We start from the raw sequence: 12,796 nt of genomic DNA, 5'->3' as shown, positions 1-12,796 counted from the left end.
AGCCCAGGCGCCGCAGGTAAGGATCGGAATCAGCCGGACAGGACACTAGTCCGATGAAACAGAAGAATTGCACCGGATGCGGTGAGACGGATCTGCGTACTTCCACTTCAGTGGCTTGGCATTCTTGTTGTACCGACGGATATAGCGCATGAGCTTCTTGTGCAAGTCGGTGGTGCTGGTGAAGATGCCGCGAGCGATGACATCGCGCTGGATGCGGCCGAACCAGTTCTCTACCTGGTTCAACCAGGAAGTGTAGGTGGGCGTGAAATGCATCGAGACGTTGGGATGATCGACAAGGAAGGCATCGACCACCGCGGTCTTGTGGCTGCTGACGTTGTCGCAGATGACGTGAATCTCGCGCCCTTTGGGCTGGCTGGCGACCACGTCGATGAGGAAGGCGACGAATTGCGCGCTGGTGTGACGTGCCGCCGTCTTGCCCACCACCTCGCCGGTGGTGGTATTCAATGCGGCAAACAGGCTGAGCGTGCCATTGCGCTTGTATTCAAAGCCATGGCTCTCGGCACGTCCGGGCGACAGCGGCAGCATCCGATCCTTGCGGTCGAGCGCCTGAATCGCCGTCTTCTCATCCACGCAGAACACGGCGGCATGGGTCGGCGGGTTCAGATACAGACCAATCACATCGGCGGCTTTGGCCTCGAAATCCGGATCGTTGGAGACCATGTGCCGATCCACGCGATGGGGCTTCAGGTCATGACGGCGCCAAATACGCTGCACGTCCATGAACGAAATGCCCAACTCGGCCGCCAACTTGCGGCTGCTCCAGTGAGTCGAACCGTCCTTCGGCTTGCGCTTGAGCGTGTAGTCGAGCACGCGGGCCTCCAAGCGCGGCAAGTTGCGGCGCGGCGCACGTCCCGAGTGCCGACCGTACAAACCCGCCAGCCGCTCTTCGCTAAAGCGCGCTTTCCACGTCGCAATGAAGCGCGAATCGCAGCCCAGCGTATTCATGATCGCGTCCCGCGACATCCCGTCATCGAGCAGAAGAATCAGCTTCGCGCGTCGCACCTGCGCCACTGGCGCCGCGCGCTTGCGCTGCAAGCTGGTCAGTTCATCCCGTTCGGCCTTGCTCAGGTTCATTTTTCCCATGCATCCCATATGGGGTGCGATCTCATTGTTTCAATGGACTAGCGCTTCTGGCAGCCCGGGCAGAAATAGGTGGCGCGCTGGCCCTGGACAATGCGCCGGATCGGCGTGGCGCAGCGCGGACAGGGCTGGCCTTCGCGTTCGTAGACGGCCGCGTGCAGCGTGAAGTATGCGCCCGGGGCGCCTTGGGCGTTGACGTAGTCGCGCAGCGTGCTTCCGCCCGATTCCAGCGCCTGGCTCAGGGTCTGCAGGATCGCCGCGTGCAGCCGGGCGCTGCGCGGGCGCGACAGGCGCGCGCCCGGCAGGCGCGGGTCGATACCGGCCAGGAACAGCGATTCGGACGCGTAGATGTTGCCCACGCCCACGACGATCCGCCCGCCCAGCAGCAGTTGCTTGACCGACTGGCGGCGCCCCAGCAGTCCCGCGTGCAGGACGCCGGGGGTGAAGGCCGGGTCGAAGGGCTCGACGCCCAGCCCGGCGAGCAGCGGGTGGGTTTCGGGCGGACCGTCCCCGGCCGGATGCCACAGGACCGCCCCGAAGCGGCGCGGGTCGTGCAGCAGGAAACGGGCATCGTCGAAGCGCCATTCCACGTGGTCGTGCTTGCGCAGCGGCTCGTCCATCGGCACCCGCCGCAGGGACCCCGACATGCCCAGGTGCACGATCTGGGTGCCTTGCGGGAACCGGATCAGCAGGTATTTTCCCCGGCGCTCGCAGGCCAGGACCTCGGCATCGCGGACCCGGTCGGGCAGGTCGTCCGGTACGGGCCAGCGCAGCCGGGATTCGTGTACGATCAGGCGTCGCAGGACACGCCCGGGCATGACCGTGGCAATTCCACGACGGGTTGTTTCGACTTCTGGCAGTTCCGGCATGGCAGGGTGATAACATCCACTTTCGATGACGCAATTTTGCCACCAGACGCGGTTTCTTCCTGCGTTCCGGCCATGGTTACCGCAAATGAGATTTCCCGCTTCCGTGATTCCCGTTGTGCTGGCGCTGGCCGCCGCACACGAGACGGCGTGGGCTGCGCCTCCCGCAGCCGCGCCGGCCGATCCGGTCGAAACCATTCATTTGCGTAGCGGCGAGCCGCCCGCCGTTAATCTCACCCCCGAACTGCTGTACCGCCTGCTGGTGGCCGAACTGTCCGCCCAGCGCGGGCAGTTCGACGATGCGGCCCAGGAACTGCTGTCCCTGGCGCGCGACACGCTGGATCCCCGGCTGGCGCGCCGTGCTTTCCAGATGTCCATGACGGGGCGCAACCTGGCGCTGGCGCTGCGCGCGGCCCGCGAATGGGCCGCCCTGGACCCGTCCAACCCCGAGGCGGTGGCCGCTTCCCTGGCGCTGTCGGCCTCCAGCGGCCAGACCGAAGGCCTGGCCCGGACGCTGTCGCGCCGCATCGCCACGGCCGAGGACCAGGACCAGGCCATCGTCCAGGCCGCCGGGATCGTCTCCAAGATGACGGACAAGCGCCTGGCCCTGGACGTGCTGGACAAGGCCCTGGCGGGCGTGTCGGACACTTCGGCGCTCGCCCGCCTGGCGCTGGCCGACGCCGCGTGGGCGGCGGGCGAGCCCGTGCGCGCCGTCGACGAGGCCCGCCGCGCCCAGGCGCTGGATCCGGATTCGCAGGATGCCGCCCAGCGGGTGCTGGAATATGGACTGCGGGTCGAACCTGTCCAGGCCATCAAGGACACCTACGCCTACCTGGACCGTCACCCGGATCGTCGCGGCCTGCAGTTGCTGCTGGTCAGCCGCCTGACGGGGCGGGGTTCGTTCGACGAGGCCCTGGGCCTGCTCGACCGCATGCGCCGTCGCGCCCCGGAAGACTTCGACCTGCTCTACACCGAGGCGGAGGTCAATGCCCGGGCCGGCCGCTACGACGAGGCCAAATCCCTGCTGGGCCAGTACATCACGATCCAGCAGCAGCGGCGCCAGGCGATCCGCGACGATTCCACCAACGCCCAGGCCGACGTGTCCGATGCGCGGCTGCTGCTGGTGCAGATCGCCGAGCGCCAGAACGACCTGCGCGAGGCCATCCGCCAGTTGCGGAACATCGACGAGCCGTCGTTGCTCTTCCAGGCGCGCACGCACGAGGCCGTGCTGTACGGCAAGCTGGGCGACCTGAGCCAGGCGCGCGCGATCCTGGATGCCATCAAGCCCGCCGACCGCCGCGAGCGGGCCGTCGTGCGCCTGACCCTGGCCTCCATCTACCGGGACGCGGGGCGCACCGACCAGGCGGTCGAACTGCTCAAGGCGTCCGACCTGGAAATGCCCGACACTCCGGAAATCAAGTACGACCTGGGCATGCTGCTGCACCAGCAGGGCAAGACGGCGGAATTCGAGGCTCTGATGCGCCGCGTGATCGAGCTCGATCCCGACAACGCCAATGCCTACAATTCGCTGGGCTACACCTTCGTCGAACAGAACCGCAACCTGGACGAGGCGCGCGACCTGCTGGAGCGGGCCCTGGAACTCGACCCCGACAACGCCTATATCCTGGACAGCGTCGGCTGGTACCTGTTCCGTATCCGCGACTACCAGGGGGCGCTGGAATACCTGCGCCGTTCCTACGACCAGCTGCCCGCCGCCGACGTGGCCGCGCACCTGGGCGAGACATTGTGGGCGCTGAACCGGCACGATGAGGCCCGGCGCATCTGGGCCGAAGGCCGCAAGGCCGATCCCGACAGCGCGGCCTTGAAGGAAACGTTGGACCGCCTGGGAGTCAAGCTGCCATGAGGGCCGGTTTCGCCGCCCGTCCGTTGCACTTCGTGTGCGGCTTCGCCTCGCCTGTCCGACACCTGCGGCGTGTCTGGCCGGCATTGGCGCTGGCCGGCCTGCTGGCCGCCTGCGCCGGCCCCCAGCGCATCGGCGGCCAGGGTCCCGCCTTCGAGCGGCAGGGCCGCTTCGCCGTCAATCTGCAGCCGGCGGGCGCCGCGCCCTACGCGGCCCAGGGCGGGTTTGCCTGGCGCGACGATGGCCGCGTCCTTCGCCTGGACCTGGTCTCTCCGCTGGGCAGTGTCCTGGCGCGGATCCGGGTGGAGCCCGGCCGGTCCGAGCTGGAACGAGCCGACGGCAGCCGCGAATCGGCGCCCACGCCGGACGACCTGCTGGCCCTGGTCTGGGGTCACCCCATGCCGGTGTCCGGACTGCGCCATTGGATGCGCGGCGAGACCGCTCCCGGGATCGTCGTCGACGCGCAGAGGGACGGGCAGGACCGGTTGACGTCGATGCGCCAGGACGGCTGGGACGTGCGTCTCTCGGCCTACGACGGCCAAGGGCCCGGGCGCGTGCGCCTGTCGCGCCTGGACGACCAGGGGCAGTGGCGCCTGCAGCTGATCGTGGACGGTCTTTAGGCCGGAAGCGCGCATGGCGGCCTTGTACGACGTGCCGGCTCCAGCCAAGCTCAACCTGTTCCTGCACGTGGTGGGACGGCGTCCGGACGGCTATCACCTGCTGCAGACGGTCTTCCGCTTCGTGGACCTGTGCGACACCCTCGATTTCGACGCCACGGCCGACGGCGCGTTGTCGCGCGAAGGCGAGGGCCTGGCGGGGCTGCCGGCCGATCAGGATCTGGTGCTGCGCGCCGCGCGCGACCTGCAGCGGGCCACGGGCACCCGGCGGGGCGCTCGCATCCGCTACCGCAAGCGTATCCCGGCCGGCGGCGGCCTGGGCGGCGGCTCCAGCGACGCGGCCACGACCCTGATCGCGTTGAACCGTCTGTGGGGCACGGGCCTGACGCGCGCCGAGTTGATGCGCCTGGCCCTGCCCCTGGGGGCGGACGTGCCGGTCTTCGTTTTCGGCCGTGCCGCCTTCGCCCAGGGCGTCGGCGAGGACCTGACGGCCTTGGACCTGCCCGAGCGGGCCTATTGGATCGTGCGTCCGCCCGCGCACGTGGCGACGGCGGATGTTTTTCGCGATCCTGATTTGACAAGGAATTCTGAATCGGTAAAAATTGCGGTCTTTACTGATTGGCAGACAGGACACCGCGCCGGGCCGTTATTTGGCCGCAACGACCTGGAGGCCGTGGTCTTTCGGCAGCATCCGGACATCGCCGCGCTTGCGCGGGCGATACAGAGCGCAGGGGTCGAAGTCCGCATGACAGGTTCGGGTTCATGCCTGTTCGCGGAATTCCCCGATGTGGTCCAGGCCAGGGTGCATCGAGACCGAATAATCAGTAAAATGGAAAACCCGCCCGATGGGGCGATCGAAGGGTCCTGGATCTGCCGGGGCTTGGGCGATCACCCGTTGCTTGGCTGGGTCGTTGATTGAATTATTGGGGAATCGCCAAGCTGGTTAAGGCACCGGATTTTGATTCCGGCATGCGAAGGTTCGAATCCTTCTTCCCCAGCCATCCTTTCCGCGCCAGAGCGCGTGCTATCAGGCTGTTGAACCGGCCCGCCCCCTGCGGGAAGGCTGTCAACAGCCTTGTCATTTGACACATTGGTTCGACACCATGGCACAAGACAGATTCATGATTTTCACCGGCACGGCCAATCCTCGTCTGGCCGTCGATGTCGTGAATCACCTGGACATGTCCCTGGGCAAGATGACCGTCGGCCGCTTCTCCGACGGCGAAGTCATGGTCGAAATCAATGAGAACGTCCGCGGCAAGGACGTCTTCGTGCTGCAGCCCACCTGTGCGCCGACCAACGACAACCTGATGGAAATCATGGTGATGGTCGATGCCTTGCGCCGCGCCTCCGCGCGCAACATCACCGCCGCCATTCCGTATTTCGGCTACGCTCGCCAGGACCGACGGCCGCGCTCGGCCCGCGTGTCGATCTCGGCCAAGGTCGTGGCCAACATGCTGCAGGTCGTGGGCGTGGACCGCGTCCTGACCATGGACCTGCACGCCGACCAGATCCAGGGCTTCTTCGACATCCCCGTGGACAACATCTATGCCGGGCCGATTCTGCTGGGCGACATCTGGAGCCGCAATTTCCAGAATCTGGTGGTCGTGTCCCCCGACATCGGCGGCGTGGTGCGCGCCCGGGCCCTGGCCAAGCAGCTCGAATCCGACCTGGCCATCATCGACAAGCGCCGCCCGCGCGCCAACGTGTCCGAGGTCATGAACATCATCGGCGATGTCAACGGCCGCACCTGCCTGATCATGGACGACATGGTCGATACCGCCGGCACGCTGTGCAAGGCCGCCCAGGCCCTGAAGGACCGGGGCGCGGGCTCCGTGTATGCCTACTGCACGCATCCCGTGCTGTCGGGCGAGGCCATCAAGCGCATCCAGGAATCGGCCCTGGACGAGCTCGTGGTCACCGACACCATTCCGCTGAACGACGCCGCGCGCGCCTGCGCGAAGATCCGCCAGCTGTCCTGCGCATCCCTGCTGGGGGAAACCATCCTGCGCATCTCGACGGCGGAATCGGTCAGCTCGCTGTTCGCCGACTGACGGCGGACGCGATCGACGTTTTGTGGCCCCGCGCTGGTCGCGGCGCGGGGCGTTTCGCAGCTTCGGCTGCTTTGCTGTCAGGGGCCTTCGAAGGCCCTCGTTTTGGAGTTTTCCATGAAATTCACCGCCACTTCGCGTAGCGTCCAGGGTTCGAGTGCGAGCCGCCGCCTGCGCCGCGCCGGTCGGGTGCCCGCCATCGTCTACGGCGGCAAGTCCGCCCCGGCCAACATCGAGCTCGACCACAACGAGATCTACCATGCCCTGAACAAGGAAGAATTCCACGCCTCCATCCTGGACATGGTCCTGGACGGCAAGACCGAGCCGGTCCTGGTGCGTGCCGCTCAATGGCACCCCTACAAACCCCTGGTCCTGCACGTCGACTTCCAGCGCGTGGACGCCTCCCAGGCCGTCACCACCAAGGTTCCGGTGCACTACCTGAACGCCGACACCTGCCCTGCCGTCAAGCTGGCCGGCCAGATCGTCACCCATGGTCCGACCGAACTCGACATCACCTGCCTGCCGGCCAACCTGCCGAAGTTCATCGAAGTCGATCTCGGCGGACTGGTGGGCAACGCCCGCCTGCACCTGTCGGACGTCACTCTGCCGATGGGCGTGAAGTTCATCCCCCACGGCGAGGACACCAATCCGCTGCTGGCCCAGGCGTCCGCGCCCAGGGGCACCGCGTCGGAAGACGCCGCCGCGCCGGCCGCCGAATAAGCGTCCGTCCGCAAGACCCTACGAAGCCCCCGTCCGGCCGCAAGGCCGGCGGGGGTTTTATCGTATGATGGGTGCTTTTCGGATCACCCCTCCCGATGACGACAGCGCCCATCCGCCTCATCGTGGGGCTGGGCAACCCCGGCCCCGAATACGAAGCCACGCGCCACAATGCCGGATTCTGGCTGGCGGACCATTTCGCCGACGATCTGCGGGCCGCCTTCACCCTGGAAAAACCGTTCTTCGCCTGGGTCGCGCGCGCGCGCCATGCGGGACAGGCCGTGATCCTGGCCAAGCCGGCCACCTTCATGAACAAGTCCGGCCAGGCGGTCGGCGCGCTGGCGCGCTTCTACAAGCTCCAGCCCGAGGAAATCCTGGTCCTGCACGACGAACTCGACCTGCCGCCGGGGGCGGTCAAGCTCAAGCTTGGCGGCGGCCATGCCGGCCACAACGGCCTGCGCGACATCCAGTCCGCGCTGGGCACCCCGAACTTCTGGCGCCTGCGCATCGGCATCGGCCATCCGCGCAGCCTGGGCCTGGCCCAGCAGGTGGTCAACTTCGTCCTGCATCCGCCGCGCAAGGACGACATGCCCGGCATCGAGGACGTGATCAACCGCTGCCGCGTGATCCTGCCGCAGCTGCTGGACGGCGCCTTCGACCGCGCCACCGAACGCCTGCACCAGGCCAACCACTCCTGACTCGGCGCCCATGCCCCTTTTCCAGCGCCCCGCCGGCCTGCCCACCATGGGCCAGGAAATCGTCGATTTTTTGCGCTTCGTCGTGCGCCCGCGCCCCGGCCCTCGCCTGGGAGGACGGCGCACGGGCCCCGGCATGCGGGTGGACCTGTGCCTGAACGCGCCCTGGTGGCGCCTGGCCCACTGGGCCGTGCTGCTGTGGACGGTGAATGTCTTCGTGTTCGCCCCCCTGGCCCTGTCGGCCGCCGACGCGGGCGGAGCGCAGCACCGGCTGGACATCCACAACCTGCCCTGGATGACGGCCCTGATCTGGGCGCCGATCGTCGAGGAACTCACCTTCCGCCACGCGTTGCGCCGTCCGGCCATGCTGTGGTGGTTCGTCCCCCTGATGGCCTCCATCCTGGTCCAGGGTGCCGGCGTCGCCTCGGGCCTGATGGCCGGGGCCGCGGCGCTGCTGGCGCTGGCGCCGGCCTGGTATCCGGCCGACCACCGCTGGCGGGTCGGCTGGCGGCTGTCCTGGCGCGGCCGGCGGCTGGCGCGGCGCGCCTATCCTTTGCTCTTCCACGGTACCGCGCTGGCCTTCGCCGCCGTGCACCTGTTCAATTTCCGCCTCAACGCCATGTCGCTGGTGCTGCTGCCGCTGCTGGTGTTGCCGCAGTGGGTCACCGGCCTGGTACTGGGCTGGATGCGCGTGCGCCGTGGCATCGGCGCCTCGATCGCCCTGCACGCCATCTTCAACGGCGGGCCGCTGCTGCTGATCGGTCTGGTGCTGCATTTCGCGCCGGAACTGGCGGCGGGGTGAGCCCCGCCGGGTTCAGCGCTTGTCCAGGACTTGCTCGATCGCCAGGCCGACGTCCAGGATGCGCGCGTCGGTATGGGCGGGGCCCGCGACCATCAGGCCGACCGGCGCCTCGCCCGCGGCATGACAGGGCAGGCTCAGGGCGCAGCCGTCCAGGAAATTGATCAGGGTGGGATTGCGCAGGATCAGGCCGTTCGCGGCGAAGTAGGCCTCGTCCGAGGCCCGCAGGGACTCGATGGCCGGCGCGACCACGGGCACGGTGGGCAGCAGCAGGGCGTCGTAGCCTCGCAGCCGGGCCTCGACCGCAGCGATCCAGCGCGCGCGCCGGGCGTGCAGCTCGATGTAGTCGGCGGCGTCGATGTCGCGGCCCCGCAGGATGCGCGAGGACACCCGGGGATCGTATTGGTCGCCGTGCGCATCCAGTGCGTCGCGGTGGACCGCATAGGCTTCCGCGCAGACCAGGCCGCCCTTGCGGTTGATCTGCGCCAGTTCCTCGAATTCCGGCAGGTCCAGCGTGTCGATGGCGACGCCCGCCGCGCGCAGCCGCGCGACCGCGGCGGCGAAGGTGTTGCGGACGGCGTCGTCGGCGCCGTCCAGGACCAGCGTGTTCGCCACGGCGAGCCGCAGCCGGGACAGCGGGGGGGCGTCCGGCGGTCGGCGGGCCTCGTCGCCCGAAAGAATGCCGTCCAGGATCGCGCAACATTCCACCGAGGCCGCCAGCGGACCGACGGAGTCCAGGCTGGTCGCCAGCGGGAAGGTGCCGCCGGAGGGCACCCGCGACGCCGTGGGCTTGAAGCCCGTCAGCCCGCAGAACGCCGAAGGGATGCGGATCGAACCGCCCGTGTCCGTGCCCAGGGCGGCTACCGCCATGCCGTCCGCGACCGAGACGCCCGCGCCCGAGGACGAGCCGCCCGGAATTCGGCGGCTGGCGCGGTCCCAGGGGCTGCTGGGCGTGCCGTAGTGCGGATTGATTCCCAGTCCGGAGAAGGCGAATTCCGTCATGTTGGTATGTCCGATCAGCACGGCGCCCGCCCGCGCCAGGCGTTGCACCGGATCGGCGTGACGCGTGGCGGGGGCTTCGTCCTGGCGGACCCGGGAGCCCGCGCGCGTGACGTGCCCGGCGACGTCGAACAGATCCTTGATCGAAACGGGCAGGCCATCGAGGGGGGATCGGACCTGCCCGGCGGCGCGCAGGGTGTCGGACGCCCGGGCGGCGGCCAGGGCCTGTTCCGCCCAGACCGCGGTGAAGGTCCGCACGCCTTCGCCATTCGGGTCCGTGATGCGGGCCAGGGCGGCCTGCGTCAGGGCGACGGACGTGGTCTCGCCCTTGTCCAGGGCGGCTTGCAGTGCGGTGAGGGTGGGCAACATGGCGGTTCCGGAGCGTGATTGGGAAGATCGGGTCAGGCGATTTCGGGCAGGATCTCGACGCGGTAGGCGTGACGGATGCGGCGGTCCAGGACCGGGTCGCACAGTTCCATCTCGAATGTCGTGGATGGACGGATGCCGCCGATGGCGGCCATGGTACCGCAGGTCATCCCCGCGCCGGCCGGCATGCCCGCCGGTCCGAAGCAGCCTTCGATCAGTTCGGTGGGCGGACGCAGCGACGCCAGGGGGCCTTCCTGGTAGAGCACGCGCTGGCCGTCCTCTTCGATCCACGAGCGCAGGATCAGCGCGTCCCAGTGCGCGGCCACCTCGGCGAATGGCCAGGCCGTCCGCGCGACGGGCTTGACGCAGAGCTGCTTGGACAGGGCCACGCTGGTCGATTCGAGCTTGCGGTCGGTGTGGTCGGAGGCGAGGCTCACCAGCAGTTGCCCGTCATGCGTGAAGACGAAGACCTCGGCCTCGCCGGAAGAGTGCGGGCCCACCGCCTGCAGCGCGTCGTCCTGGCTGACCTGGTTGGCGGCGATGCGGTAGTACAGGGGGACCGCGCTGGGGCGCGGCACGCCCAGGGCGGCCAGTTCCTCGATGTGGTGTTCGATGGCGGCCAGGTCGCGGCCGGCCCAGCCGGCCACGATGCATTGGTGGAGATCGATGGTCACGAGTTGCGCGGCGGCTCCAGTGGAGAGCAGGTTGAAAAACAGTTTCATGCGATGTTCCGGTGGTGGAGTATGTGCGGGGTCAGCCGAAGACGCGAGGCGCCCAGAGCGCGATGTCGGGTGCGATCGCCAGCAGGGCGACCATGACCAGCATCATGATCACGAAGGGGAAGGCGCCGGCGATGACGTCGTTCATGCTGCCCGAGGTGCGTAGGCTCTGGACCACGAACAGGTTCAGGCCGACCGGCGGGGTGATCAGCGCGCATTCGACCAGGATGATGATGACGATGCCCAGCCAGACCGGGTCGAAGCCCAGGGCGAACATGATGGGCGCGACGATGGGGATGGTGGTGATCATCATCGCCAGGGTCTCCATGAAGCAGCCCAGCACCAGGTAGAACAGCACCAGGATCAGCAGCATCACCGTGGGCGAGACGCCCAGGCCGCTGATGGTGTCGATCAGCGCGTTGGTCAGGCCGATGGCGGACATGATGAAGTTCAGGAAGGCCGCGCCGATCACGATGAGCATGATCATGGCCGAGGATTTCATGGTGCCTTCGAGGGCGTCGCGCAGCATTGCCCAGTTCAGCCGGCCCTGGAACAGGGCCAGGCACAGCGCGCCGACCACGCCCAGCGCCGCCGCTTCCGTCGGCGTGGCGATGCCGGCGTAGATCGAGCCCACCACCAGCAGGAAAATGCCGATCGGCGGCACGAGCTGGACCAGGCTGCGGACCCGGGCGCCCCAGGACGCCTGGATCCGCTGGCCGCCCCATTGCGGGCGCATCAGGCAGGCGACCGCGATGGCCAGCATGAACAGTCCGGCCAGGGCCAGCCCCGGGACGATGCCCGCCAGGTAGAGCTTGGGCACCGACGTATTGGTGAGCACACCGTAGATCACCAGGTTGATGGACGGCGGGATCAGGATGCCCAGCGTGCCGCCGGCCGCGATGCTGCCGAGGAACAGCGAGGGGTTGTAGCCCTGCTTCCTGATCTGCGGGATGGCGACCGTGCCGACGGTGGCCGCCGTGGCCACGCTGGAGCCGGACGTGGCGGCGAACAGCGCGCTCGCGCCGATGTTGGCGTGCATCAGGCCGCCGGGCAGCCACGACAGCCACAGGCTCATGGCGCCGTACATGCTCTCGGCCATGCCCGAGCGCAGCAGGATCTCGCCCAGCAGGATGAACAGCGGGATGGCGACCATCAGGAATTCATTGCTGGTGCCCCAGGACACCTCGCCCATGGCCTGGGTGAGCGGCAGCATCGAATACAGGGGGTCCAGGATCAGGCCCAGCACGCCGAGCGCGGCGCCGACCGGGATGCTCAGGCCCAGCAGGGCGAGCAGGAGGACGAGGGCGGTGGCGATCATGACGCGTCTCCTTCGACCAGCCGCTTGCCGGCTTCGGCCTCGGCGTCGGCTTCTTCCTTGGTGCTGCGCACGCCGCAGATGTCGCGCACGGTGCGCAGGTCGCCCGTCGCCAGGGCCACGGTCGAACGCAGCAGCATCAGGGCCAGTACCACGCACAGCCACAGCAGGCCCGCGACCCACAGGGTCTGCGGGATCCACAGCGGCGTGGCGAAGGTCGTGTTGGCGGTCGACTGGTTGTCCCAGGACAGGCCGGCGACCGTGGCGGCGTAGCGGGTCCAGTACACGATGAACACGCCCAGGACGACCAGCGCGAGCCAGTCGAAGACGGCGCCGACGCGCGGCGGCAGGTACTGGTACAGCGCGTCGATGCGGATGTTGGCGCGCTGCAGGGTGGCGAACGACAGCGCCCAGGAGATGCTGATGGCGAAGGCGTAGCCGGACAGCTCGTCGGCGCCGCCCAGGGGTTTGCCCAGGAAATAGCGCGCCAGCACGTCGCCCGTGATGTAGAGGGCGCTGGCCAGGGTCAGGCCGCCGGCCACCCAGATGGCGGCGCGGGAGAGCGCGTTCGCCCGGCGCAGCAGGCCGTCGAGCGCGCGGTATCGATCGGATGTGTTCATGATGGGTCCGGAGTCTGGGCGGCCGGCGGAGAACCGCCGGCCGCGGGTCTGGGGACGCGGCGCGGGCCGC

General features: G+C 68.3%; 13 protein-coding genes and 1 tRNA gene. 8 read left to right on the top strand and 6 right to left on the bottom strand.

What is annotated here, in order from left to right:
• Positions 1–45: 45 nt before the first annotated feature.
• Together ACTPOE_RS15335 and mutM are read right to left on the bottom strand one after the other, a co-directional pair.
• Positions 46–1,104 (bottom strand): IS630 family transposase, encoded by a 1,059-nt coding sequence (locus ACTPOE_RS15335; RefSeq protein WP_458873105.1) that lies wholly within the window; start codon positions 1,102–1,104, stop codon positions 46–48.
• Between the two features lie 38 nt (positions 1,105–1,142).
• Positions 1,143–1,970 (bottom strand): bifunctional DNA-formamidopyrimidine glycosylase/DNA-(apurinic or apyrimidinic site) lyase, encoded by an 828-nt coding sequence (mutM, locus tag ACTPOE_RS15330; RefSeq protein ID WP_458873104.1) that lies wholly within the window; start codon positions 1,968–1,970, stop codon positions 1,143–1,145.
• A gap of 85 nt (positions 1,971–2,055) precedes the next feature.
• On the opposite strand from mutM, the gene ACTPOE_RS15325 reads away from it, so the two are divergent.
• The 8 genes from ACTPOE_RS15325 (at position 2,056) to ACTPOE_RS15290 (ending at position 8,710) form a co-directional block, all read left to right on the top strand.
• A complete protein-coding gene (locus tag ACTPOE_RS15325; RefSeq protein WP_458873103.1) occupies positions 2,056–3,831 on the top strand; it encodes a tetratricopeptide repeat protein in 1,776 nt (591 codons plus the stop codon).
• Complete coding sequence (locus ACTPOE_RS15320; protein WP_458873102.1) at positions 3,828–4,448, top strand: outer membrane lipoprotein LolB; 621 nt, start codon at positions 3,828–3,830, stop codon at positions 4,446–4,448. The genes ACTPOE_RS15325 and ACTPOE_RS15320 overlap by 4 nt, the downstream gene beginning before the upstream one ends.
• Before the next feature lie 13 nt (positions 4,449–4,461).
• Positions 4,462–5,364 (top strand): 4-(cytidine 5'-diphospho)-2-C-methyl-D-erythritol kinase, encoded by a 903-nt coding sequence (ispE, locus tag ACTPOE_RS15315; RefSeq protein WP_458873101.1) that lies wholly within the window; start codon positions 4,462–4,464, stop codon positions 5,362–5,364.
• A gap of 5 nt (positions 5,365–5,369) precedes the next feature.
• A tRNA-Gln gene (locus ACTPOE_RS15310) sits at positions 5,370–5,446 on the top strand.
• 102 nt (positions 5,447–5,548) lie between these two features.
• On the top strand, positions 5,549–6,499 hold the full coding sequence (locus tag ACTPOE_RS15305) for a ribose-phosphate pyrophosphokinase (RefSeq protein WP_458873100.1): 951 nt from the start codon (positions 5,549–5,551) through the stop codon (positions 6,497–6,499).
• 114 nt (positions 6,500–6,613) lie between these two features.
• Positions 6,614–7,216 (top strand): 50S ribosomal protein L25/general stress protein Ctc, encoded by a 603-nt coding sequence (locus tag ACTPOE_RS15300; protein ID WP_458873099.1) that lies wholly within the window; start codon positions 6,614–6,616, stop codon positions 7,214–7,216.
• A gap of 95 nt (positions 7,217–7,311) precedes the next feature.
• Positions 7,312–7,911, top strand: a complete 600-nt coding sequence (pth, locus tag ACTPOE_RS15295) for an aminoacyl-tRNA hydrolase (RefSeq protein WP_458873098.1) — start codon at positions 7,312–7,314, stop codon at positions 7,909–7,911.
• A gap of 10 nt (positions 7,912–7,921) precedes the next feature.
• Entirely contained in the window at positions 7,922–8,710 is a 789-nt protein-coding gene (locus tag ACTPOE_RS15290; protein WP_458873097.1) for a CPBP family glutamic-type intramembrane protease, read from the top strand.
• Between the two features lie 12 nt (positions 8,711–8,722).
• Here ACTPOE_RS15290 and ACTPOE_RS15285 read toward each other — a convergent pair whose 3' ends face one another.
• From ACTPOE_RS15285 to ACTPOE_RS15270, 4 genes are read right to left on the bottom strand one after another with little or no spacing between them, the layout of a single operon-like run.
• The gene (locus ACTPOE_RS15285; RefSeq protein WP_458873096.1) at positions 8,723–10,075 is read right to left on the bottom strand and encodes an amidase; all 1,353 of its coding nucleotides are present in this window, start codon (positions 10,073–10,075) and stop codon (positions 8,723–8,725) included.
• Positions 10,076–10,107: 32 nt separating this feature from the next.
• On the bottom strand, positions 10,108–10,794 hold the full coding sequence (locus ACTPOE_RS15280; protein WP_458873095.1) for a DUF2848 domain-containing protein: 687 nt from the start codon (positions 10,792–10,794) through the stop codon (positions 10,108–10,110).
• 31 nt (positions 10,795–10,825) lie between these two features.
• Complete coding sequence (locus ACTPOE_RS15275; protein WP_458873094.1) at positions 10,826–12,109, bottom strand: TRAP transporter large permease; 1,284 nt, start codon at positions 12,107–12,109, stop codon at positions 10,826–10,828.
• On the bottom strand, positions 12,106–12,726 hold the full coding sequence (locus ACTPOE_RS15270; protein WP_458873093.1) for a TRAP transporter small permease subunit: 621 nt from the start codon (positions 12,724–12,726) through the stop codon (positions 12,106–12,108). Before ACTPOE_RS15270 ends, ACTPOE_RS15275 begins: the two co-directional genes overlap by 4 nt.
• Positions 12,727–12,796 lie beyond the last annotated feature (70 nt).

Source organism: Castellaniella sp. WN (genome assembly GCF_054457555.1).
This window is presented reverse-complemented; position numbering and strand designations above follow the sequence as displayed.

What these genes read in the sequence shown, in the direction of transcription:
- ACTPOE_RS15335 (WP_458873105.1), bottom strand. Translation starts at nt 1,104, where the DNA reads ATGGGAAAAATGAACCTGAGCAAGGCCGAACGGGATGAACTGACCAGC.
- mutM (WP_458873104.1), bottom strand. Translation starts at nt 1,970, where the DNA reads ATGCCGGAACTGCCAGAAGTCGAAACAACCCGTCGTGGAATTGCCACG.
- ACTPOE_RS15325 (WP_458873103.1), top strand. Translation starts at nt 2,056, where the DNA reads ATGAGATTTCCCGCTTCCGTGATTCCCGTTGTGCTGGCGCTGGCCGCC.
- ACTPOE_RS15320 (WP_458873102.1), top strand. Translation starts at nt 3,828, where the DNA reads ATGAGGGCCGGTTTCGCCGCCCGTCCGTTGCACTTCGTGTGCGGCTTC.
- ispE (WP_458873101.1), top strand. Translation starts at nt 4,462, where the DNA reads ATGGCGGCCTTGTACGACGTGCCGGCTCCAGCCAAGCTCAACCTGTTC.
- ACTPOE_RS15305 (WP_458873100.1), top strand. Translation starts at nt 5,549, where the DNA reads ATGGCACAAGACAGATTCATGATTTTCACCGGCACGGCCAATCCTCGT.
- ACTPOE_RS15300 (WP_458873099.1), top strand. Translation starts at nt 6,614, where the DNA reads ATGAAATTCACCGCCACTTCGCGTAGCGTCCAGGGTTCGAGTGCGAGC.
- pth (WP_458873098.1), top strand. Translation starts at nt 7,312, where the DNA reads ATGACGACAGCGCCCATCCGCCTCATCGTGGGGCTGGGCAACCCCGGC.
- ACTPOE_RS15290 (WP_458873097.1), top strand. Translation starts at nt 7,922, where the DNA reads ATGCCCCTTTTCCAGCGCCCCGCCGGCCTGCCCACCATGGGCCAGGAA.
- ACTPOE_RS15285 (WP_458873096.1), bottom strand. Translation starts at nt 10,075, where the DNA reads ATGTTGCCCACCCTCACCGCACTGCAAGCCGCCCTGGACAAGGGCGAG.
- ACTPOE_RS15280 (WP_458873095.1), bottom strand. Translation starts at nt 10,794, where the DNA reads ATGAAACTGTTTTTCAACCTGCTCTCCACTGGAGCCGCCGCGCAACTC.
- ACTPOE_RS15275 (WP_458873094.1), bottom strand. Translation starts at nt 12,109, where the DNA reads ATGATCGCCACCGCCCTCGTCCTCCTGCTCGCCCTGCTGGGCCTGAGC.
- ACTPOE_RS15270 (WP_458873093.1), bottom strand. Translation starts at nt 12,726, where the DNA reads ATGAACACATCCGATCGATACCGCGCGCTCGACGGCCTGCTGCGCCGG.